This is a genomic window from Massilia sp. CFBP9026, from assembly GCF_034045165.1.
In the GTDB taxonomy this organism is placed as follows: Bacteria; Pseudomonadota; Gammaproteobacteria; order Burkholderiales; family Burkholderiaceae_D; genus Telluria; species Telluria arenae.
In genome coordinates this window covers 15,305-34,867 of record NZ_JAXCWH010000003.1, presented here as the reverse complement: position 1 = coordinate 34,867, position 19,563 = coordinate 15,305, and the positions used below count along the sequence as shown (strand labels likewise).

Sequence of the window (19,563 nt, the reverse complement as noted above, 5' to 3'; positions counted from 1 at the left end):
ATGTACGGCATCCGTACGCGATGCAGACACACGCTTGGCATGGCCTCGCCGAAGCAGGCATCCAATTGGGAGCGGTGACCGTATCTTGGTTCGACTCATCTTTTTTGCATTGAATCCTAGCTGAAAGGTCCTCAATATGTGCCCCAAGAATTGCCGCGCCCGCCGCGGCATCTGCCCGGTCGATCGGTCTCGAAACAAGCCTGGAAACAGGCATGCAGACGGGGTGCAGACGTGTGCGAACGACACGCATATGCACCTCCCGTTCACTTCACGTTTTCAGCATTTCATCGCGCGTTTCGGCGCTTCATCCCATTGCCGCTTGAGTGCGCGCGAAGTCTGGCTAGACTACTTTCATCGCCAGACAAAAAGCAGCCCTGGCGACAACGAAACACGTGGACCACGCGGCCTCTTCACGAGCGATCGAACGCTTGCCGCACCGGTTCTTCTTCGCACTCGACCTGAAAGGAAAGACATCATGCGCATCAAGCACATCGCCCTGTTCGCCGCCATCGCCGCCGTTTCGTTCTCCAGCGGCGCAGCGCCGCAAACGACCGACAATGAAGTGAAAGTCCGCGCCCCCAACGTCAAGCAGGTCATGATGGCGCCGTTCATGTATGACCGTGTGCAGGGTGAATACGCGCTCGAAGACGGCCGCGTCCTCCAGGTGAAGGGCAAGATCGGTGACGGTCAACGTGCGCTGTATGCCGACCTGGGCGACGGGCCCGTCGAACTGGTCCACGTCGGCAAGAAGCGCTTTGTTGCCGTGGACCGGGACCTGAGCCTGCGCTTCCAGGGCGACCGGATTCCGGAGACTGTCTTCGTGCGCGAAGGCGACAAGCGCGCCGTGGCATCGGTCCAGCGCTGAGTCAGCGTTCGCGCACGCAGTGCTCAAGCCTGCGTTGAACCGAAGCGCCCAGCCTGGTAGTCGGCAATCGCCTGCACGATCTCTTCGCGGGTGGTCATGACGAAGGGCCCGTGCGCCACCACCGGTTCGCGGATCGGTTCGGCATGGCCGAACAGCAGCAGCGAATCGGCCTCGGCCCTGATGTGCAGGGCGTCGCCGTCGTCATCCAGTTCCACCAGTTGGTAAGCGTTGACGAGATCGCCGTGGTCGCCCACGCCGATGCGTCCACGCACCACATACAGCAGCACGTTGCGTCCCTGCAGGCCGGCTACCGTCAACTGTCCTCCGGCCTGCATCGCGACCGTGCTCATGAACACGCCAGTCAGCGACCGCACCGGCCCTGTATTCTCTTCCCATTCGCCGGCGATCAGGTTCATGGTCACCTTGCCGCCATCGAGCGGCAGGGCGGGGATCTGGTCGCGCTGCAGCCCCGTGTAGGCAGGCGCGCTCATCTTCAGGCGCGACGGCAGATTCACCCACAGTTGCAGGATCTCGAGCGGGCCGCCGTGTTCCAGAAAATCGCGCGGCGATACCTCGGCGTGCACGATGCCGCTACCGGCCGTCATCCACTGGATGCCGCCGGCGTGGATCACGCTTTCATGGCCGGCACTGTCGCGGTGCGCCAGCATGCCGTCGACGATGAAGGTGACCGTTTCGAAGCCGCGGTGCGGATGCGGTCCGAACGGGAGGCCGCGGTTGTGCGGCCCGTAGACCTGCGGGCCGTGGTGGTTCAGGAACAGGAAAGGATCGATCTGATCGAGCTGGTCCGAGGGCACGGGACGCTGCGTCAGCAGGTCGCCGATATCGTCGCGCAGGGCGGGGTGCAGGCGGCGGATGGTCTTGTCGGTCATGGTGCGTTTTCTCTCGGTGCGAAGCGCGTAACGATACGCGGAAAACGCGGATCTGGTGCGCACATGCCTGTGCTAGACTCCTTGCGCATTTGCAATCATGGATTCATGGAGACCGGCGCCGTATGTACAAGAAAGCCCTGATTGCCAGCCTGGTGCTGGCGTGGACCACCACCGTCGCATCCGCCGCCGCTTCGGCGCCGGCCCCGAGCGAGACCGCCGTCAGCGCCGCCAAGTATGCGGTGCAGACTTACCGCAACGACGTGGTCGACACGCTGGCCAAACTGGTCAGCTTCAATACGGTGGTCGACGCGCGCTACCCGTCCGACAAGAACCCGGTCCACATCGCGTTCAAGGCCGCATTGAAAGAGGAGGCCGAGCGTCTCGGTCTCGATTACCAGGATCATGGCTGGACCGTCATCGTCGGTCTCGGCAAGGGCACTGAGCGGGTCGGTATCGTGACCCATGGCGACGTGCAGCCGGTCGATCCCGCCAAATGGAAGAAGTCGCCGTTCGTGCTCGACCGCACCAGCGAGCCGGGCAAGCTGATCGCGCGCGGCGCCGAGGACGACAAGGGACCGATCGCCACCGCGCTGTATGCGATGAAGACGATCCGCGACCGCCAGATCCCCTTGAGCAAGCGCATCGAACTGTACGTGTACATGGGCGAGGAATCGGACTGGGGACCCTTGACCGAATTCCTCAAGACCCACGTGCCGCCGCAAATGAGCATCACGCTCGACGCCGAGTATCCGGTGGTGACGGCAGAGAAGGGCGGCGGCACCGTGGCCGTGACGATCCCGAAGGCCGGCGCCGCGATTCCCGCGGCGGGCGAACTCCATATCGCCGAATTCAGGGGCGGCTCCTTCAATACCCAGATCCCCGAAGACGCCGAGGCGCTGGTTGCCAACGCCACGCCGGAGATCGAGGGGCAGATCCGCGCGCGCGCCGCCAACCAGGAAGGCATGCGCTACACCTTCGAGCGCCAGGGCGCGAACCTGAAGGTGGTCGCGAAAGGCGTGTCGGCCCATTCATCGAAACCGCAGGAAGGCGTGAACGCGGTCAGCATGCTGGCCGACGCGCTGTCGGTGCGCAGCTGGCCGAACACGGTGGCCGGCGGCGTGGTGAACTACCTGAACGACCTGGTCGGCACCGGCTACCACGGCGAGAAGTTCGGCAAGATCGCCTACCGCGACAGCTTCATGGGACCGATGACCTTCAAGCCGACCGTCATCCGCCAGCTGGACGAGGGCATCGAGGTCGCGATCAATGTGCGCCGGCCGCGCGGCAAGTCGACGGAGCAGCTGACGTCCGAGATCGATGCCGCCCTGGCCGACTGGCAGGCGCGCCGGCTGCCGCTGGCGAACGTCAAGGTCGGCGTGCGCGAGCCGTGGATCCTCGAGAACGCGCCGCAAGTACCGACCTTGCTGTCGACCTTCTCGTATTTCACCGGCATGAAGGACGCGAAGCCGGTGGCGATCGGCGGCGGCACCAATTCGCGCCTGTTCCCGAACGCAGTCAGCTTTGGTCCATCGATGCCGGGGCAGAAGTACACCGGTCACTCGGAACACGAATTCATCACCACCAAGCAGCTGCTGTTGAATTTGCAGATGTACACGGCGGTGCTGGTTGAGTTGGCTAAATAGGCTGGCCAAATAAGCCGGCCACATCCGCCGGCCCGACCCTCCGGGCCGGTCGTCTCCCGCCCTCTCCCTCGCAGTTGAAACGCCGCTCTTGCCTACGATGAGCAGGTAGGCGTTTTGCTTGCCAAAACGTGTAAAAAATTCTAATTATTGCGTAGGTGCGGGACTACAATGATCCTGCCAGTTGACATTCGCCCAGACGCTCTCCCTGCCAATTCACGCCGTATGCCAAGGGCTGTCTCGCCCCTGTGACAGGGCAGTATTGACGCCCGGAAAATGCTCAAATTCCGCGTAGAAAGTGTGGCGAAAACAGCATGTTAGGATCGGTTTCTCGTGCCGCGAGCGCGCCGATGCCTTGGTATTCGGCGTGCGCGCTCGCGCCTGACCGAATGCTCCACCGACCTGAACTGTTGCCATGCATAGTAAAGAATTCAAGAAACCGGACGGGCGCAACCTGACCCTGTACAGCAATATGCCGATCCCGGACGGCATCGTTGCGACCAGCCCGTTCCCCGAGCCGCAGCATGCAAATCCGCACCTGCGCTGGCATTCGCTGCGCGGCGAATGGGTGACCTATGCCGCCTTTCGCCAGAACCGCACCTATCAGCCGCCGCCGCAATACAACCCGCTGGCGCCGACCGTGGACGATGAACATCCGACCGAGATGCCGGCCGGCGACTACGAGATCGCCGTGTTCGACAACCGCTTTCCCTCGCTGGCGCTGGAGTCGCACGATCCGCCATTGGCGACGGTGCCGACCGCGCCGGCCAACGGCCATTGCGAGGTCGTGGTGTTCACGCAAGACCCGAATGCGGCGCTGGCCCACCTGCCGCTGTCGCGCATCGAGCTCTTGCTGCAGGTCTGGGGCGACCGCACCACGCGCATCGGCAATCACCAGAACATCCACTATGTACTGCCGTTCGAGAACCGCGGCGCCGAGGTCGGCGTGACCCTGCACCATCCGCATGGCCAGGTCTATGCCTATCCCTTCGTGCCGGCGGTGCCGGCGCGCATGCTGGCGCAGGAGCGCGAATACTATCTGCAGCACGGCGCCAGCCTGCTGTGCGACATGGCGCGCGACGAGGCCGCCGACGGCCGGCGCGTGCTGTACCAGGACGACTACGCGATCGCCTTCGTGCCGGCCTGCGCCCGCTATCCCTACGAGGTGTGGGTGATGCCGACCGCGCCGTGCAAGGATTTCGCCGCGCTCACGCCGCCGCAGCGCGAAAGCCTGGCGCGCGCGCTCAAGACCGTGCTGCTCAAGTACGAGACCCTGTGGAACCGGCCTTTCCCTTACCTGATGGCCTGGTACCAGGCCCCGACCGACGGTGCGCAGCACCCGGAAACCCAGCTGCACGCCCAGTTCTATCCGCCTTACCGCACGCGCGACCGCCTGAAATACCTGGCCGGCACCGAGCTGGCGGCCGGCATGTTCGCGATGGACGTGCTGCCCGAAACCACGGCCTATGAATTGCAGCAGGTCGAAGTGAACCTGGAGGACGCCGCATGACGGAGATGGATATGCGTGCCCTTGAAGTGGCCGACAAACTGGCGCTGCTGCGCGCCACCCTGGCCCAGGAAGGCGCCGGCGCGGTGCGCCTGCGCGGCACCGACTGGTTCGCCTGGGTGACGGCCGGCGGCTCGAGCGCGGTGCTGTTGACGACCGGCGTCGGCATCGCCGAGGTGCTCGTCACCGCGGACGACGCCTGCGTGCTGACCGACGAGATCGAGGGCGAACGCCTGCGCGCCGAAGAAGTCCCGGGCGGCTTCACCTTCCACATCGAACCGTGGGCCGAGCCGGAGCTGCGCGAGCGCTTCGTCGCGGGTGCGGCCCAGGGCCGCGCCATCCTGTCCGACCGTCCCGTGGGCGAAGAGCGACCCTTGCCGCTGGCGCTGCGTCAACGCAAGCTGGTGCTGGGTGACGCCGAGCAGGTGCGCTACCGCCTGCTGGGCCGCGAGGCGGCCGAGGCGATGACCGAGGTGCTGCACCGGGCCCGTCCCGACTGGACCGAACAGCAGCTGGCTGGCGCCGGCGCCGAGGCGCTGTGGCAGCGCGGCATCCATCCGGCCCTGGTGCTGGCGGCCGGCGCGCGCCGCCTGCCCCTGTACCGCCACGCGACGCCGTCGCACGAGCCGCTCGGCGAGCGCGCCATGCTGGTGTTCTGCGCGCGCCGCCACGGCTTGTATGCCAACCTGACCCGCTTCGTCAGCTTCGGCGGCGCGGGTTCGGCGCCCGAGGCCCAGCGCGCGCTGATGGACGTCGAGGCCACGGGCCTCGCCGCGGTGGCGCCCGGTAAATCGCTGTCGAGCGTGTACCACGCGCTGGCCCAGGCCTACCACCACGCCGACGTCGAAGGCGCGATCCGCGAGCACCACCAGGGCGGCATCACCGGCTACCTGGCGCGCGAGATCGTGGCCACCGCCAGCACCGCGACCCAGCTCGAAGAAGGCATGGCCTTCGCCTTCAATCCCAGCTATGGCGGCATGAAGATCGAAGACACCTTTTTGCTTGGCCCGCAGGGGCTGGAAAACCTGACGTTCGATCCCGGCTGGCCGGCGCTGGACGTCCATGGCCGCAAGCGGCCGCTCTGGCTGGAGGCGCAAGCATGACCTTGAACCCCGACACCTTCTTTGGCGGCGCGCCCGAAGTGAACGCCTCGGCCCCAGGCCGGGTCAACCTGCTGGGCGAGCATACCGACTACAACGACGGCTTCATGCTGCCGGTGGCCACGCCCCAGCGCACCATGGTGGCGATCAGCCGCAGCGGCGACGACCATTTTCATTTCTATTCGCCGAACCTCGATGCGAGCGTGACTTTTGCCCGCGACGGCAGCGCGCCGCAGGGCTTTGGCAGCTATATCGAAGGCTGCATCCGGCTGGTGCAGGCGGAAGGGATCGAGGTGCCGCCGCTGCGCGTGTATGTCGAGACCGACCTGCCGGTCGGCTCGGGCCTGTCGTCGTCGGCCGCGCTCGAGGTGGCGACCCTGCGCGCCATGCGCGCGCTGCTGGGGTTCGAACTCGACGACGTCAAGCTGGCCCGCATCGCCCAGCGCGCCGAGATCGAATATGCGCGCGTGAACTGCGGGATCATGGACCAGATGGCGTCCAGCCTGGCCGACGAGAGCAATATGCTGTTCATCGACGCCCGCACGCTGGAACACCGCCTGGTGCCGCTGCCCGCGGACACCGAATTGATCGTGGTCGACTCGGGCGTGGCGCGCAAGCTCGCGGCCAGCAAGTACAACGAGCGCCGCGCCGAGTGCGAGGAGGGCGCGAAGAAGCTCGGCGTGCAGGCGCTGCGCGACGTGGCCGACCCGTCCGCGGTGGAGGCCCTGCCATCGCCGCTGCGCGAGCGGGCGCGCCACGTGGTGCGGGAAAACCTGCGCGTGCTCGAAGCCGCGCAAGGCGTGAGCGCCGAGCGCTTCGGCGAATTGATGAATGACTCGCACTTCAGCCTGCGCGACGACTACGAGGTCTCGATTCCCGAGCTCGACGCGCTGTGCGAGGCCTTGCGCGCCGCTCCCGGCGTGCTGGGCGCGCGCCTGACCGGCGCCGGCTTCGGCGGCGCCTGCGTGGCGCTGTGCCGCAAGGGCCAGGCGCAGCAAGCCGCCGCCAGCGCGCTGGCGGCCTATGACCAAGATGGACGCCAAGGCCGGATCCTGGTGCCGGTGCCGACAGACAGAAAGGACCACGATGAACCAGTTTGAATATCCCCGTCCACAGCTGGTGCGCGACCAGTGGCAGAACCTGAACGGAAAGTGGCGGTTCTGCTTCGACGACGAGGGCAGGTACTTCATGCCGTCCGACGTCAAGGAGTGGACCCACGAAATCACCGTGCCGTTCGCCGCCGAGACCGAGATGAGCGGCATCCAGGACACGGGTTTCCACCGCGTGGTCTGGTATGAGCGCGACTTCGAATTGAAGCCCAACGACGGGCGCACGATACTGCACTTCGGCGCGGTCGACTACGCTGCGCGCGTGTGGATCAACGGCCAGCTGGTGGCCGAGCACGAGGGCGGCCATACGCCGTTCGCGGCCGACATCACCTGCGCCATGCAGGCCGACGGCAAGCAGACGGTGACGGTGTGGGTCGAGGACGATCCGGCCGACCTGGCCAAGCCGCGCGGCAAGCAGGACTGGCTGCTCGATGCGCACTCGATATGGTATCCGCGCACGACCGGCATCTGGCAGACCGTCTGGGTCGAGCAGGTGGCGCCGACCTATATCCAGAAACTTCGCTGGACGCCGGTGTTCGAGACCTACGAGATCGGCTGCGAAGTGTTCGCGGCCGGCGACATCCAGCAGGAGCTGTTTGTCGAGGTCAAGATCTGGCATGGCGACCAACTGCTGGCGGACGATTACTACAAGCTGCTGGCGGGCGAAGCCAACCGCAAGATCGCGCTGTCCGACCCCGGCATCGACGATTCGCGCAACGAGATCCTGTGGAGCCCCGAGCGGCCGACCCTGCTCGACGCCGAAGTGACCCTGCGCTGCGGCGACGTGGTGCTGGACCGCATCCGCTCGTACACGGCGCTGCGCTCGGTATCGATCAACCGCGACCGCTTCATGCTCAATGGCCGCCCTTACCAGCTGCGCCTGGTGCTGGACCAGGGTTACTGGCCGGAATCGTTCATGACGGCGCCGTCGGACCAGCACCTGAAGCGCGACGTCGAGCTGGCCAAACTGATGGGCTTCAATGGCGTGCGCAAGCACCAGAAGATCGAGGACCCGCGCTTTTTATACTGGGCCGACAAGCTGGGCCTGCTGGTATGGGAAGAGATGCCCTCGGCCTACCGCTTCAGCCCGCGCGCCATCACGCGCATGGTCAAGGAATGGACCGAGGCGATCGAACGCGACTACAGCCATCCCTGCATCATCGTGTGGGTGGCCTTCAATGAGTCGTGGGGCGTGCCCAACCTGACCCTGACCCAGGCGCATCGCAATGCGGTGGAAGCACTATACCACCTGACGCGCACGCTCGATTCGACCCGTCCGGTGATCGGCAACGACGGCTGGGAAGCGTCGGCCACCGACATCCTCGGCATCCACGACTACGACAGCGATCCGGAAAAAATCCTGGCGCGCTACGCCGTCACCGATCCGGTGCGCACCCTGTTCGACCAGCGGCGTCCCGGCGGGCGCATCCTGACCCTGGATGGTTTCCCGCACCGCGGCCAGCCGATCGTGCTGACGGAATTCGGCGGCATCGCCTACGATCCGAAACAGACCCCGAACCCGGACGAGAGCACCTGGGGCTATAGCCGCGCGCACACGGCCGAGAGCTACCTCAAGCAGTACCGGCGCCTGCTGCAGGTGGTCAACGAGACCTTCATGTTCAGTGGCTTCTGCTATACCCAGTTCGCCGACACCTTCCAGGAAGCCAATGGCTTGCTGAATGCCGACCGGACGCCCAAGCTGCCGCTGGAAGTCATCAGCAATGCGACGCGCAACATCCCGATGTTTCACCGCGAGGTGGAAGAGGGCAAGGACCCGGGCACGCCCTGAGCCCGGCAAGCCCCTGGCTTCTCGCACAGGTGGACGGCCGGCCCACCCGGCGGCGCTGTCCGGCTAGCGCTGGATGCTGCCGCCCGTCACATTGACACGGTCGCCGCTGCGGAAATCGGGCGTGGTGCCGTGGGTGACCACCTGCGTGCTGCCGTCGTCCATGCGCACCGTGACGCGATAGGACTGGCTGCCGCCGGCGCTGCTGGTGGCGCCGGCCGCACCGCTGCTGCCCATCGATGAATCGCCCTCGGTAATGCCGCTCGACGCCGGCAGGATCTCGATCGCCAGCACGGTGCTGTTGGGCGCTGCGCTGGCCGCGGCGGCGCCCGCGGTCGATGCGCTGCCGCCACGGTCATCCTGCATGCTGGAGGTGCCGGAACCGCTGCTGCCGGAGGCGCCCGAGCTGCCCGAACTGCCCGACGTGTCCGCACCGCCCGAGGTGTCGGTAGTGCCCGAGACGCCCGCGCTGTCCTGGGTGCCATCGGTGGTCGTGCCGCTGCTTCCCGAGGTGCCGGAGCTGCCGGAGCTGCCGCTGGTGCCCGAGCCGTAGTCGCTGGTACCGGTGCTGCCGCTGGTGCCGCTGTCGCCACTCGACGAGCTGCCACGCATGGCGTTGCACCCCGAAATGGCGAGCGCGACCGCCAGCAGGCCCGCCATGGCCAAGCTCTGGTGAGTTTGCTTCATGATCAACTCCTCGTTTGGATGTTTAGTGGGGGATGTGACGATGCCGCGCGCCACGAGGATAAGAGGCGCGAAGCGCGTCAGCGTTCCAGCTGACTTCCTTTGGAGGCCGGTTCGATCAAGCGCGAGGGTACTTTGCGGAACCTGAACGGACGATGATGGTCAGTGGCGGCGTGGCGCCGGCTGTGGGGCGAGGGTGGCCAGCACCGCCAGCACGGTGGAGGCGAGGGTGGCGGCCGTGACGTCGACCAGCCAGTCGCGCACGTCGCCCGAGCGATACGGGAAGAAACTTTGCACCCATTCGTCGACGGCGCCCATCAGCGCGATGGCCAGCATTGCTTTCAAGGCGCGCTGCAGCGGCGTGCCGGTGGCGCCCAGGAACCACAGTGCGGCCAGGAAGGCGTAGGTCATGCCGTGCAGCACCGCGCCGGACGCATAGGCGCCCACCTCGGCGCGGGCGCCGGGAATCGAGCCTGCCACCAGGATGGCCAGCAGCCCAAGCAGGGCAAAGGCATGCAGGGCGCGGCGGACTTTGACTGGGGGCTGCAGCAGGGACGACAGGGCGGGCATCGATACGAGCGGCGAAGGTACGTGAAGCGCCAACCTTACCACGCCATGCAGCCAATTGCCCACACGCCAATAACGCTCAGATTGTCAGGGCCGGCGCGCCGTCGGTGTAATGGGCGTCGAAACAGCTTTCGCAGTCGGCGCAGAACAGGTGGGCCATGCGCACGCTTCCCTGTCGCAGGACCAGCTTGAGGTGGGTTTGCTGGCACTTGGGGCAGACTTCGCGGACGCTGCCGAAGGTGAGCAGGTTGAGCGGCGTGCTGTCGTTGTCGAGCGTGTCGACGACGGTGCGCGGATTGAGTTCGCTCAGGACGAGGTCGCCGTCTTCATGATGGCGGCGGCAAGTATCGGGCGTGGCGCTGGCTGGTACACGTAAGTTCATAGGACAGGTTCCCTTGGACGTTTCGTTGTACGTGGTCTTCCGACCGGTGGCCGAATCGGAAGGGCAAACTTTATGATAGCCAAATCAGCGACGGGTTCAAGCGCTATGACAATTTTTTTACCGCGAGTTGCGCGGGGGCAGAGAATAAGACCGGTTTGCAACCCGCCAGGTTCGCAGAAACAACGCGAACAGCGCCTAAAAAAATGCCCGCCAGTGGCGGGCACAACCCAAGATCGGGCCAAGAGATATGAAATCGGTTGGTGTGTAGCACCCGGGGCGCCGCACACCTGCTGCCATCAGGCATATCGGTTGCGTGTATGACAGGTGATTCTTAGTATAGGCAGCGTTTGTGACGCGATTGTGACCAAACGCAAAGTTCTGGCGGTATCAAATGACTGGCGAACGCTCGCCATGTCATCAGCATGCCTTATACGTAGAACTACGTAGCAACGGCCTTCCTTGCTATTTTCGGCAAAAAAAAAGCCCGCTCTTGCGCGGGCTTAAAACTATTTTCTTGGAGGAGAATAGTGGAGACAGGTGTAATTATCGGGGTCGGCCTTGCGAGTGTCCAATTGCGAGTTCGGATACCAGACATGCATTAAAGTAATATCTGCTCCACTTTGGCCGGTTTTCAGTCGCGCACCGGCACCGTGTAGTTCAGCGCCATGCGGCCGCCGTCGGCGTACAAGGTCTGGCCGGTCATGTACGAGGCGTCGTCGCTGGCCAGGAAGGCGGCGATCGAGGCGACTTCTTCCGGTTCGCCGCAGCGGCCCAGCGGCGTGCGCGACAGGATCGTATGGCGCGCCTCCGGGCTGCCCAGCACGGCCTGCTTGGCCAGTTCGGTCAGGATGGTGCCCGGGCCGATCGCATTGACGCGGATGCCATATTGGGCCAGGGCGATCGACGCCACCCGGGTGAGCTGGTTGACGCCGCCTTTCGACACCACATAGGGCACCTGGTTCGGGATGGTCAGCTCGGCGTTGACGCTCGACATATTGATGATGCAGCCGCCTTCGCCCCGTTTCACCATATCGCGCGCTGCCGCCTGGCTGCACAGGAACATCGATTTCAGGTTGATGCGCAGCACGCGGTCGAAATCGTCTTCTTCCAGGTCGAGGAAATCGGCCGCGTGGGTCACGCCCGCGTTGTTGACCAGGATGTCGATGCGGCCGTAGGCGTCGAGCGTGGCCTGGACCATCGCATCGACTTCTTTCTTGACGCCGACGTCGGCGCGGAAGAAGCGGGCGGCGTCGCCCAAGCTGGCGGCGGCCTGCTCGACTTCCGGCTTGAGGTCGACGAGCATCACGCGCGCGCCTTCGCGCACCAGGCGCTGGGCGCAGGCCAGGCCGATGCCCTGGCTGGCGCCGGTGACGATGGCAATCTTCTGGTTGAGTTTCATGGCGGGCTTTCGTAGAGAGACAAAGTCCGCCATTCTAACCAGTCGTCGTGGCTACCCAAAATGCATGATCGTCGATTTGCGTGTAAGTTTTTCGCGCGGCGCGTGACTCACCGGGTATCTCCACCACAACGAAAACAAACATGACCCGCAAGCATCTCGCCCTTGCCTGGACCCTGTTCCTGGCGATGCTGCTGTATTCCAGCATGGCCGCCGCTCTGGAACCCTGCCACCTGCCGCACCTCCCCGAGCGGGTCGAGTGCGGCACGCTGGAGGTGCCGGAAGACCGCGCCAATCCGGCCGGCCGCCGCATCACCATCCATTTCGCCCGCATCAAGGCCACCGCGAAACCGGCGGCGCCCGACCCGCTGCTGGTGCTGGCCGGCGGTCCCGGCCAGGCCGCTACGGATTACGGGCCGCTCCTGGCCAGCGCCTTCCGTGAAGCGAGGAAGCGCCGTGACATCCTGCTGGTCGACCAGCGCGGCACCGGCAGGTCAAACCCGCTGCGTTGCCCGATGCCCGAACAGGAGATCGCGCAAGGCGACACGACCGCCGCGCAGACGGCCCTGCGCGCCTGCCTGGCGGGACTCGACGCCGACCCGCGCCACTTCCATACCGAAGCCGCGCTGGCCGATTTCGAGGACCTGCGGCGCGCACTCGGCTACCGCCAGTTCAGCCTGTGGGGCGGTTCGTACGGCACCCGCACCGCGCTGATGTATGCGCGGCGCTATCCCGGCAGCGTGCGCGGCATGGTGCTCGATTCGGTGGCGCCGCCCAATGCCCGCATCCTGCTGTCGTCGCGTCACGCCCAGGCCGCGCTCGAGCGCCTGCTGGCCGACTGCGCGGCAGATCAGGGCTGCGCCAGGGCTTTCCCGAACCTGGCGCAGGATCTTGACGCCGTGCTGGCGCTGCCGAGCCTGGGCCCGCACCAGGCCGAGGCGGTGCCCCAACTGCTGCGCGGCGCCATGTACAGCGCCCAGCATGCCAGCGTGCTGCCGTACGCCATCCACGCCGCCGCCAATGGCCGGCCGCAGCCAATGCTGGCCCTGTACGATGCCCTGGCCGGCTGGAGCCTGGAAGGCATGACCTTTGGCCAGACGCTGTCGGTGCTGTGCGCCGAAGAAGCGCCGTTCACCCATGCCGCCGCGATGCGCGACGACGGCGCCGGCAGCCGTTTCGGCGAAGCCTATGCCAGGGGCTGGCGCGATTGGTGTTCGGTATGGCCGGCCGCCACGCCGGCCGCCGATGCAACCCGCGCCGTCGTCTCGGACGTGCCGACCCTGCTGCTGGCGGGCGGCCTCGATCCGGTCACGCCGCCCGAAAACGCCCACCTGGCGGCCCGCACCTTGCGCCACAGCCGGGTGCTGGTGGCCGCCGGCGCCGGCCATACCTTCAGCGGCGCCGGCTGCGCGCCGCGCCTGATCGCCGCCTTCCTCGAGCATGCCGACCCGGCCGCCGTGGATGGCGCCTGCCTGGCGGCGATCCGCCGTCCGCCGTTCGTGCTGGCCGATGGCCAGCCCACCCTGTAAGGAGCGCACCATGATCGTCGTGAACAATATCGGCAAACGCTTCCAGGCCTTGCAGGCCCTGGATGAGGTGAGCTTTACCGCGCGGCCCGGCACCATCACCGCGCTGCTCGGCCCCAACGGCGCCGGCAAGTCGACCTGCCTGCGCATCCTGTACGGCCTGCTGGCGCCGGACAGCGGCACGGTCGCCATCGACGGCATCGACGTGACGCGTGCGCCGCTCGCCGCGCGGCGCCGGCTCGGCATCGTTACCGATGAATTCGGGCTCTATGAGCGGCTCACGCCGCGCGACCACCTGCGCTACTTCGGCCGCCTGCACGGCATGCGCGGCGCCATGCTCGAACGCGCCATCGAGCGCGTGGTGCAGGAGGTGGGACTGGAGGCCGAAGCGGGGCGCGCCTGCAAGGGATTTTCGGCCGGCCAGCGCATCAAGGTGGCGCTGGCGCGCGCCTTGCTGCATGATCCTGCCGTGCTGGTGCTGGACGAGCCCACGCGCGGCCTGGACGTGATGAGCACGCGCGCCGTGCGCGAGGCCCTGGTGCGGGCGCGTTCGCGTGGCGCGGCGGTGCTGCTGTCGACCCACGTGATGCAGGAAGCGGCCCAGTTGTGCGACCAGGTGGTGGTGCTGGCGGCCGGCCGGGTGCGCTTTGCGGGGACGACGCCGGCGCTGCTGGCGCAGACCGGCAGCAGCGGCCTGGAACAGGCTTTCGTGGAAGTGATTGGCAGCGATGAGGGGATTGCGGCATGAGGCGTGAAAAATTCGTTGAGAGTTTGTGGATCGTGGTGTCGAAAGAGGTGATGGACGCCGTGCGCGATCGCCGCTCGATGATGGCCGGCCTGCTGTTCGCGCTGCTCGGCCCCTTCGTGCTGGCGGGCGTGCTCAAGGCGCTGATCGCGTCCGAGGTCGACGCCGGCGGCCGGCCCTTGCACCTGGTCGGCGCGGCTCACGCGCCGGGACTCGTGCGTCACCTGGAAGCCGCCGGGGTCACGCTGCAGGCGAGCGAGGAGGCGCCGGACAGCCTGCTCGCACGCTTGCCCGGCGCCGTCGTGCTCGAGGTACCGACCGAGGCTCCGCGCGATCTGGCACGGGGACGCGCGGCCACGCTGGCCCTGTGGGCCGATATGTCCAACGACGACGCGCGGCGCCAGGCCCAGCGCGTGCAGGCGCTGGTCAGCGCTTATGGCGCCCAGCTGTCGGGACAGCGCCTGCTGGGCGCCGGCGTGGCGCCGGATCGAGCCGGCGCCTTGCGTCTCGAGCTGCGCGACATGGGCGGGCAGGGCGGCCGCACGGCGCTGGTGCTGGGCGCGCTGCCGCTGTTCTGGCTGCTCGGCCTGTTCGTCGGCGGCTCGCATGTCGCGCTGGACGCGACCGGCGGCGAACGCGAACGGCGCTCGCTCGAGGCTTTGTTGGCGCAGCCGGTGGCGCCGGGCACGCTGTTCATCGGCAAATGGCTGACCGCCTCGCTGTTCGGCTATGTGAGCAGCGCCGCCGCGCTCCTGCTGTCGGTGGTCGCCCTCGAGCGCCTGCCGCTGTACGAAGTGGGCATGGCCTTCTCGCCGGACGCGGCGATGCAGGCGCAGATGCTGCTGATCCTGTTGCCGCTGGCGCTGCTGGTGGGCGCCCTGCAATGCGTGGTGGCGCTGCACGCCCGCACCCACAAGGAAGGCCAGATCTACCTGAACCTGCTGCAACTGGCGCCGATGCTGCTGATGGTGGAGAAGCTCGGGGCCGCGTCCCCGCCCGCCGCTCACTTGCTGCCGCTGTTCAGCCAGCACGCGCAGCTGGGCGCGCTGGTGAGCGGCGGGGCGCCGGCGCCGCAGATGCTGGCGCTGTCGGTGGCCGGCTGCCTTGGCGCTACTGCCTTGCTGATCGCCTTCGGCAGCCGGCGCCTGGGCAGCGAACGCTTCGTGTTCGGGCTGTGATGGCAGGTTCGCAGGATATCGAGTTCAAGCGCGAGTTCAAGCGCCTGATGGCCGAGCATGGCGGCATGCTGGTGCGCTTCGCCGCCAGCTTCGAGCGCAATCGCCATGCGCGCGACGACCTGGTGCAGGACATCATGCTCGCCGTGTGGCAAGCCTTGCCGGCCTTTCGCGGCGAATCGAGCATCAAGACCTATGTGCTCGGCGTCGCGCACCGGCGCTGCGCCACCCACGTGATGCGCGCGGTGGCGCAGCCGCAGCACGAAGAGCTGGACGAAGAATGGGCCGACCAGCAACCGGGGCCGGAAGCCTTGGCCGGCCTGAACCAGCAGCAGCAACGCCTGTTGGCGGCATTGCGCCAGCTGCCGGTGGGGCAGCGTCAGCTGGTGCTCTTGGCGCTGGAAGGCATGTCCTATGAAGAGATCGCGCAGCTGCTCGGCATCTCGGTGAATAATGTCGGCGTGCGCCTGAACCGCGCCAAGGCCGCGCTCAAGGAAAGGCTGGAGGAACGATGAACGATGCGGATGAATGGGCCAGGCTGCAGGATGCCTGGGGCGCGGATGCGCCGGCGGCTCCGCCGATGCCGGACGTGACGGCGATGATCGCGCGTGCGCGGCGCCAGCGCCATCTGATCATATGGACGATTGCCGGCGAGTGGGCGCTGGCGCTGGTCGCTGTGGTGATGCTGGTGCGGGACTGGCCGCGGGCGACGGCCAACGGCTACATGCTGCTGTGGTGGGTGTACTTCCTGCTGTTCATGGTCGTGGTGATGATCAGCTTCACCTGGACCCGCCTGGCCGCATTGCGCGAGCCGGCTGGCGCCAGCCTGCGCGACTGGCTCGGGCTGCGGCGCCGCCGCGCCTTGCTGAGCCTGCGGCTGGTGCGGCTGACGCGCTGGACGACCTTCCCCATGCTACCGGCCCCATTCATCACCCTGTTCACGGCGCGCGACGCCTGGTCGGCCACGTGGAGTACGGCGGTGGTGACGATGCTATTGGCTGGCGGCTTGCTGTGGGCGCGCGACAAGGCGCGCCGCATGAAGGCCGAGCTGGCCGAAGTCGACGCCCTGGCGCGCGAATGGCTGGACGAACCGCAGGACGGGACGCAGGATCGGACGACTACAGCATGAGCGGCCGGTCCGGCAGCTCGTTCGGCCGCTCGCCGCTGGCCGGGAAGTGCTGGCGCAGCAGCTCGTTGACCTGCTTGACCGCCGCCAGGGTCGCTTCATGGAAGCTGCCCTGCCTGAAACCCTCGGTCATGGTGCGGCACACGGCCTGCCAGGTGGCGGCGTCGATCTTGCGGTCGATGCCACGGTCGGCCACGATGTCGATCTTGTGCTCGGCCAGGTTCACGTAGATCAGCACCCCGCAATTGTCTTCGGTGTCCCACACGCCGTAGTCGGCGAACAGCGCGATCGCGCGCTGGCGGTTGGTGACGCCTTCCCAGGCCGCTTCGAAAGGCAGGGCCTTCTCGACGATCAGGCGCACCTCGCCGCGGTGGGTCTGTTCGCCCAGGTCGATCGCTTCGGCGATCGCGTCCAGGGTCGTGTCGGGGAAGGCCTGTTTCGCCTCGCTGGCGCTGCTCTTCCAGTGGCGCCAGGCGCGGCGCATCTTGTGTGTCATCGATCCCATTACCAGTCTCCCGAGGCGCCGCCGCCGTCGAAGCTGCCGCCGCCGCCCGAAAAGCCGCCGCCGCCGAAGCCACCGCCGCTGCTGCCGAAACCGCCGCCGCCGCCGCGGCTCATATTGCCGATGATGTTGCCGAGGACGAAGCCGGTGGTGGCGCTGCCCCAGTGCGACTGGCCGCGGCGGGTGCCGACGGTGCGTCCGCGGCGTGGCCGGAACACCGAACGCAGCATCGAGGCGCCGATGATGATCAGGAAGATCGCCCACAGCGGGAAGCCACCGTCATTCGCCGCCTGGCGCTGCTGCTGTTGCGGTGGCGGCGCCGGGAAGGCTTCCTGGTTGAGCAGGGTGGCGATGGCGCCGACGCCGGCGACCAGGCCCTCGTAATAGTGTTCTTGCCGGAAGTGCGGCGCGATCACGTCCTGCAGGATGCGTTTCGATTGGGCGTCGGTCAGCACGCCCTGCACGCCACGCCCGGCCTCGATGCGCAGGCGGCGCAGCGCACTGGGGTTATCGCGCGCCACCAGCAGCAGCACGCCGTCGTCGACGCCCTTGCGGCCCAGCTTCCAGGCATCAGTGACGCGGATGCTGTACTGCTCGATCGCCTCGGGCTCGGTCGACTTCACCAGCAGCACGGCGATCTGGCTGCCGGTCTTGGCCTCATAGTCGGCCAGCACCGCTTCCAGGCGCTGGCGCTGGGCGGCGTCGAGCATGCCGGCCTGGTCGGTGACGCGCGTGGTCAGCGTCGGCACCGGCTGCAGCTGGGCAAAAGCCGGCGCCGTCGTGGCAAACCCGGTTACGAGCGCCAGCAGCAGGATGCAGAAGAAACGCGACAGTGCGGTCATGCCGGCTTACTTGCCGAAGTCGACCGTCGGCGCGGTCGAAATCGCCTTCTCGTTCTCGACGGTGAACGAGGGCTTGGTGTCATAGCCAAACACCATCGCCGTCAGGTTCTTGGGGAACTGACGCACGGTCACGTTGTAATCCTGGACCGAGGCGATATAGCGCTGGCGCGCCACCGTGATACGGTTTTCCGTGCCTTCCAGCTGCGACTGCAGGTCGCGAAAGCTCGTATCGGCCTTCAGGTCGGGGTATTTTTCCGAGACCATCATCAGGCGCGACAGGGCGCCCGACAGTTCTCCCTGCACCTGCTGGAACTTCTGGAAGGCCTCGGGGTTGTTCAGCACCTCGGGCGTGATCTGGAAGCTGGTGGCCTGGGCGCGGGCGCGGGTCACCGCTTCGAGCGTGGCGCTTTCATGCGAGGCATAGCCCTTGACGGTGTTGACCAGGTTCGGGATCAGGTCGGCGCGGCGCTGGTACTGGTTCACCACTTCGCTCCATGCCGCCTTGGTGGCCTCGTCCTTGGTCTGGAAGTCGTTGTAGCCGCAGCCGGACAGCAGGGCGCCTGCCAGGACGGCGCCGCCGAGAAGACGGGTCCAGCGATAGAAGAAGGAATTGGTCATGATGATGTTTGTGTGTACAAGTTGTCGAATGATCAAAATATACCTGAAACAGACATGCTTGGGCGTCCGGGCGGGCGCCGACTGGCGGCGATGGACTGCCGGCGGGTACAATAATGGGTTTGCATTTACAAAGATACAAGGGGCTAGAGGTGAATTTCATCAACAAACTTTCCGCCGCATGGGCCAGCAACGATTCGCTGCTGTGCGTCGGCCTCGACCCGGACCTGGCGCGCCTGCCAGCCCATCTGCAGGGCCAGCCGGACGCCATCGTCCAGTTCTGCAGGGCCATCATCGACGCCACCGCCGACCTGGCCTGCGCCTTCAAGCCGCAGATCGCCTATTTCGCCGCCCTCGGCGCCGAAGACCAGCTGGAAGAAATCTGCGCCTACCTGCGCGCCACCTACCCGCACATCCCGCTGGTGCTGGACGCCAAGCGTGGCGACATCGGCGCCACCGCCCACCAGTACGCACGCGAAGCCTTCGAGCGCTATGGCGCCGACGCGGTGACGGTCAGCCCCTACATGGGCTTCGATTCGGTCGAACCGTATATGGAATGGCCGGACCGCGGCGTGATCGTGCTGTGCCGGACCTCGAACGCGGGCGGTTCCGACCTGCAGTTCCTGGACGTGGCGGGCCGTCCGCTGTACCAGCACGTGGCCCAGCTGGTCGCCGAAAAATGGAACCGCAATGGCCAATGCGCGCTGGTGGTGGGGGCGACCTTCCCGGACGAGATCGCGCAGGTGCGCAAGCTGATCGGCGATATGCCGCTGCTGATCCCGGGCGTGGGCGCCCAGGGCGGCGACGTCGAGGCGACCGTCAAGGCGGGCCGCACGGCGGATGGCGCGGGCATGATGATCAATTCGTCGCGCGCGATCCTGTATGCGACGCCGCAGGAGGGCGAGGATTTCGCGGCGGCGGCGCGGCGCGTGGCGCGTGAGACGCGCGATGCGATCAACGCGCATCGGCACGGCTGATAGCGCGGCGGGGCTTGAGTACTTGGGTTCCCGCCTTCGCGGGAACGACGTGCCGAGGGGAGTGGTCGAAGTTGAAGCCAACGCTCACCCCACACTCCAACAACGTCGTTCCCGCGGAGGCGGGAACCC

Annotated in this window: 20 protein-coding genes; 12 read left to right on the top strand and 8 right to left on the bottom strand. The window is 66.7% G+C overall.

Going from position 1 to position 19,563, the window contains the following annotated elements:
• Positions 1 to 475 precede the first annotated feature (475 nt).
• Positions 476 to 865 (top strand): hypothetical protein, encoded by a 390-nt coding sequence (locus SOM28_RS08660; protein ID WP_123071549.1) that lies wholly within the window; start codon positions 476 to 478, stop codon positions 863 to 865.
• 23 nt (positions 866 to 888) lie between these two features.
• On the opposite strand, the gene SOM28_RS08655 is transcribed toward SOM28_RS08660, so the two are convergent.
• Complete coding sequence (locus SOM28_RS08655; protein ID WP_320467858.1) at positions 889 to 1,755, bottom strand: pirin family protein; 867 nt, start codon at positions 1,753 to 1,755, stop codon at positions 889 to 891.
• A gap of 122 nt (positions 1,756 to 1,877) precedes the next feature.
• Here SOM28_RS08655 and SOM28_RS08650 point away from each other — a divergent pair, with 122 nt between their 5' ends.
• The 5 genes from SOM28_RS08650 to SOM28_RS08630 all read left to right on the top strand — a co-directional run bounded on the left by SOM28_RS08650 (position 1,878) and on the right by SOM28_RS08630 (position 8,900).
• The gene (locus SOM28_RS08650) at positions 1,878 to 3,398 is read left to right on the top strand and encodes a dipeptidase (RefSeq protein ID WP_320467857.1); all 1,521 of its coding nucleotides are present in this window, start codon (positions 1,878 to 1,880) and stop codon (positions 3,396 to 3,398) included.
• A 412-nt stretch (positions 3,399 to 3,810) separates the two neighbouring features.
• On the top strand, positions 3,811 to 4,905 hold the full coding sequence (gene galT / locus SOM28_RS08645) for a galactose-1-phosphate uridylyltransferase (RefSeq protein WP_320467856.1): 1,095 nt from the start codon (positions 3,811 to 3,813) through the stop codon (positions 4,903 to 4,905).
• An 11-nt stretch (positions 4,906 to 4,916) separates the two neighbouring features.
• Positions 4,917 to 6,005: a M24 family metallopeptidase gene (locus tag SOM28_RS08640; protein ID WP_320467855.1), complete on the top strand. Its 1,089-nt coding sequence runs from the start codon at positions 4,917 to 4,919 to the stop codon at positions 6,003 to 6,005.
• Positions 6,002 to 7,102, top strand: coding sequence for a galactokinase (galK, locus tag SOM28_RS08635; RefSeq protein ID WP_320467854.1), 1,101 nt, complete (start codon positions 6,002 to 6,004; stop codon positions 7,100 to 7,102). The genes SOM28_RS08640 and galK overlap by 4 nt, the downstream gene beginning before the upstream one ends.
• Complete coding sequence (locus SOM28_RS08630) at positions 7,089 to 8,900, top strand: glycoside hydrolase family 2 protein (protein WP_320467853.1); 1,812 nt, start codon at positions 7,089 to 7,091, stop codon at positions 8,898 to 8,900. Before galK ends, SOM28_RS08630 begins: the two co-directional genes overlap by 14 nt.
• Positions 8,901 to 8,963: 63 nt before the next feature.
• Here SOM28_RS08630 and SOM28_RS08625 read toward each other — a convergent pair whose 3' ends face one another.
• The 4 genes from SOM28_RS08625 to SOM28_RS08610 all read right to left on the bottom strand — a co-directional run bounded on the left by SOM28_RS08625 (position 8,964) and on the right by SOM28_RS08610 (position 11,929).
• On the bottom strand, positions 8,964 to 9,584 hold the full coding sequence (locus tag SOM28_RS08625) for a hypothetical protein (RefSeq protein WP_320467852.1): 621 nt from the start codon (positions 9,582 to 9,584) through the stop codon (positions 8,964 to 8,966).
• Positions 9,585 to 9,743: 159 nt separating this feature from the next.
• Positions 9,744 to 10,151: a VanZ family protein gene (locus SOM28_RS08620; RefSeq protein ID WP_320467851.1), complete on the bottom strand. Its 408-nt coding sequence runs from the start codon at positions 10,149 to 10,151 to the stop codon at positions 9,744 to 9,746.
• 76 nt (positions 10,152 to 10,227) lie between these two features.
• Positions 10,228 to 10,530 carry a hypothetical protein gene (locus tag SOM28_RS08615; protein WP_123071541.1) on the bottom strand — a complete coding sequence of 101 codons (303 nt, stop codon included), beginning with the start codon at positions 10,528 to 10,530 and terminating at the stop codon, positions 10,228 to 10,230.
• Between the two features lie 631 nt (positions 10,531 to 11,161).
• Complete coding sequence (locus tag SOM28_RS08610; RefSeq protein WP_123071540.1) at positions 11,162 to 11,929, bottom strand: SDR family NAD(P)-dependent oxidoreductase; 768 nt, start codon at positions 11,927 to 11,929, stop codon at positions 11,162 to 11,164.
• Positions 11,930 to 12,069: 140 nt separating this feature from the next.
• Here SOM28_RS08610 and SOM28_RS08605 point away from each other — a divergent pair, with 140 nt between their 5' ends.
• From SOM28_RS08605 to SOM28_RS08585, 5 genes are read left to right on the top strand one after another with little or no spacing between them, the layout of a single operon-like run.
• Positions 12,070 to 13,455, top strand: a complete 1,386-nt coding sequence (locus SOM28_RS08605) for an alpha/beta fold hydrolase (protein WP_320467850.1) — start codon at positions 12,070 to 12,072, stop codon at positions 13,453 to 13,455.
• Between the two features lie 10 nt (positions 13,456 to 13,465).
• A complete protein-coding gene (locus tag SOM28_RS08600) occupies positions 13,466 to 14,200 on the top strand; it encodes an ABC transporter ATP-binding protein (RefSeq protein ID WP_147933976.1) in 735 nt (244 codons plus the stop codon).
• The gene (locus SOM28_RS08595; RefSeq protein WP_320467849.1) at positions 14,197 to 15,375 is read left to right on the top strand and encodes an ABC transporter permease; all 1,179 of its coding nucleotides are present in this window, start codon (positions 14,197 to 14,199) and stop codon (positions 15,373 to 15,375) included. Before SOM28_RS08600 ends, SOM28_RS08595 begins: the two co-directional genes overlap by 4 nt.
• A complete protein-coding gene (locus SOM28_RS08590; RefSeq protein WP_320467848.1) occupies positions 15,375 to 15,887 on the top strand; it encodes an RNA polymerase sigma factor in 513 nt (170 codons plus the stop codon). Before SOM28_RS08595 ends, SOM28_RS08590 begins: the two co-directional genes overlap by 1 nt.
• Positions 15,884 to 16,501, top strand: coding sequence for a hypothetical protein (locus SOM28_RS08585; RefSeq protein WP_123071535.1), 618 nt, complete (start codon positions 15,884 to 15,886; stop codon positions 16,499 to 16,501). Before SOM28_RS08590 ends, SOM28_RS08585 begins: the two co-directional genes overlap by 4 nt.
• Here SOM28_RS08585 and SOM28_RS08580 read toward each other — a convergent pair.
• From SOM28_RS08580 to SOM28_RS08570, 3 genes are read right to left on the bottom strand one after another with little or no spacing between them, the layout of a single operon-like run.
• Positions 16,491 to 17,003 carry a TPM domain-containing protein gene (locus SOM28_RS08580; protein WP_123071534.1) on the bottom strand — a complete coding sequence of 171 codons (513 nt, stop codon included), beginning with the start codon at positions 17,001 to 17,003 and terminating at the stop codon, positions 16,491 to 16,493. The genes SOM28_RS08585 and SOM28_RS08580 overlap by 11 nt on opposite strands.
• On the bottom strand, positions 17,003 to 17,842 hold the full coding sequence (locus SOM28_RS08575; RefSeq protein ID WP_320467847.1) for a TPM domain-containing protein: 840 nt from the start codon (positions 17,840 to 17,842) through the stop codon (positions 17,003 to 17,005). Before SOM28_RS08575 ends, SOM28_RS08580 begins: the two co-directional genes overlap by 1 nt.
• 6 nt (positions 17,843 to 17,848) lie before the next feature.
• Positions 17,849 to 18,460: a LemA family protein gene (locus tag SOM28_RS08570; RefSeq protein ID WP_123071532.1), complete on the bottom strand. Its 612-nt coding sequence runs from the start codon at positions 18,458 to 18,460 to the stop codon at positions 17,849 to 17,851.
• Between the two features lie 149 nt (positions 18,461 to 18,609).
• On the opposite strand from SOM28_RS08570, the gene pyrF reads away from it, so the two are divergent.
• On the top strand, positions 18,610 to 19,434 hold the full coding sequence (gene pyrF, locus SOM28_RS08565; protein ID WP_320467846.1) for an orotidine-5'-phosphate decarboxylase: 825 nt from the start codon (positions 18,610 to 18,612) through the stop codon (positions 19,432 to 19,434).
• The last annotated feature ends 129 nt before the right edge of the window (positions 19,435 to 19,563 follow it).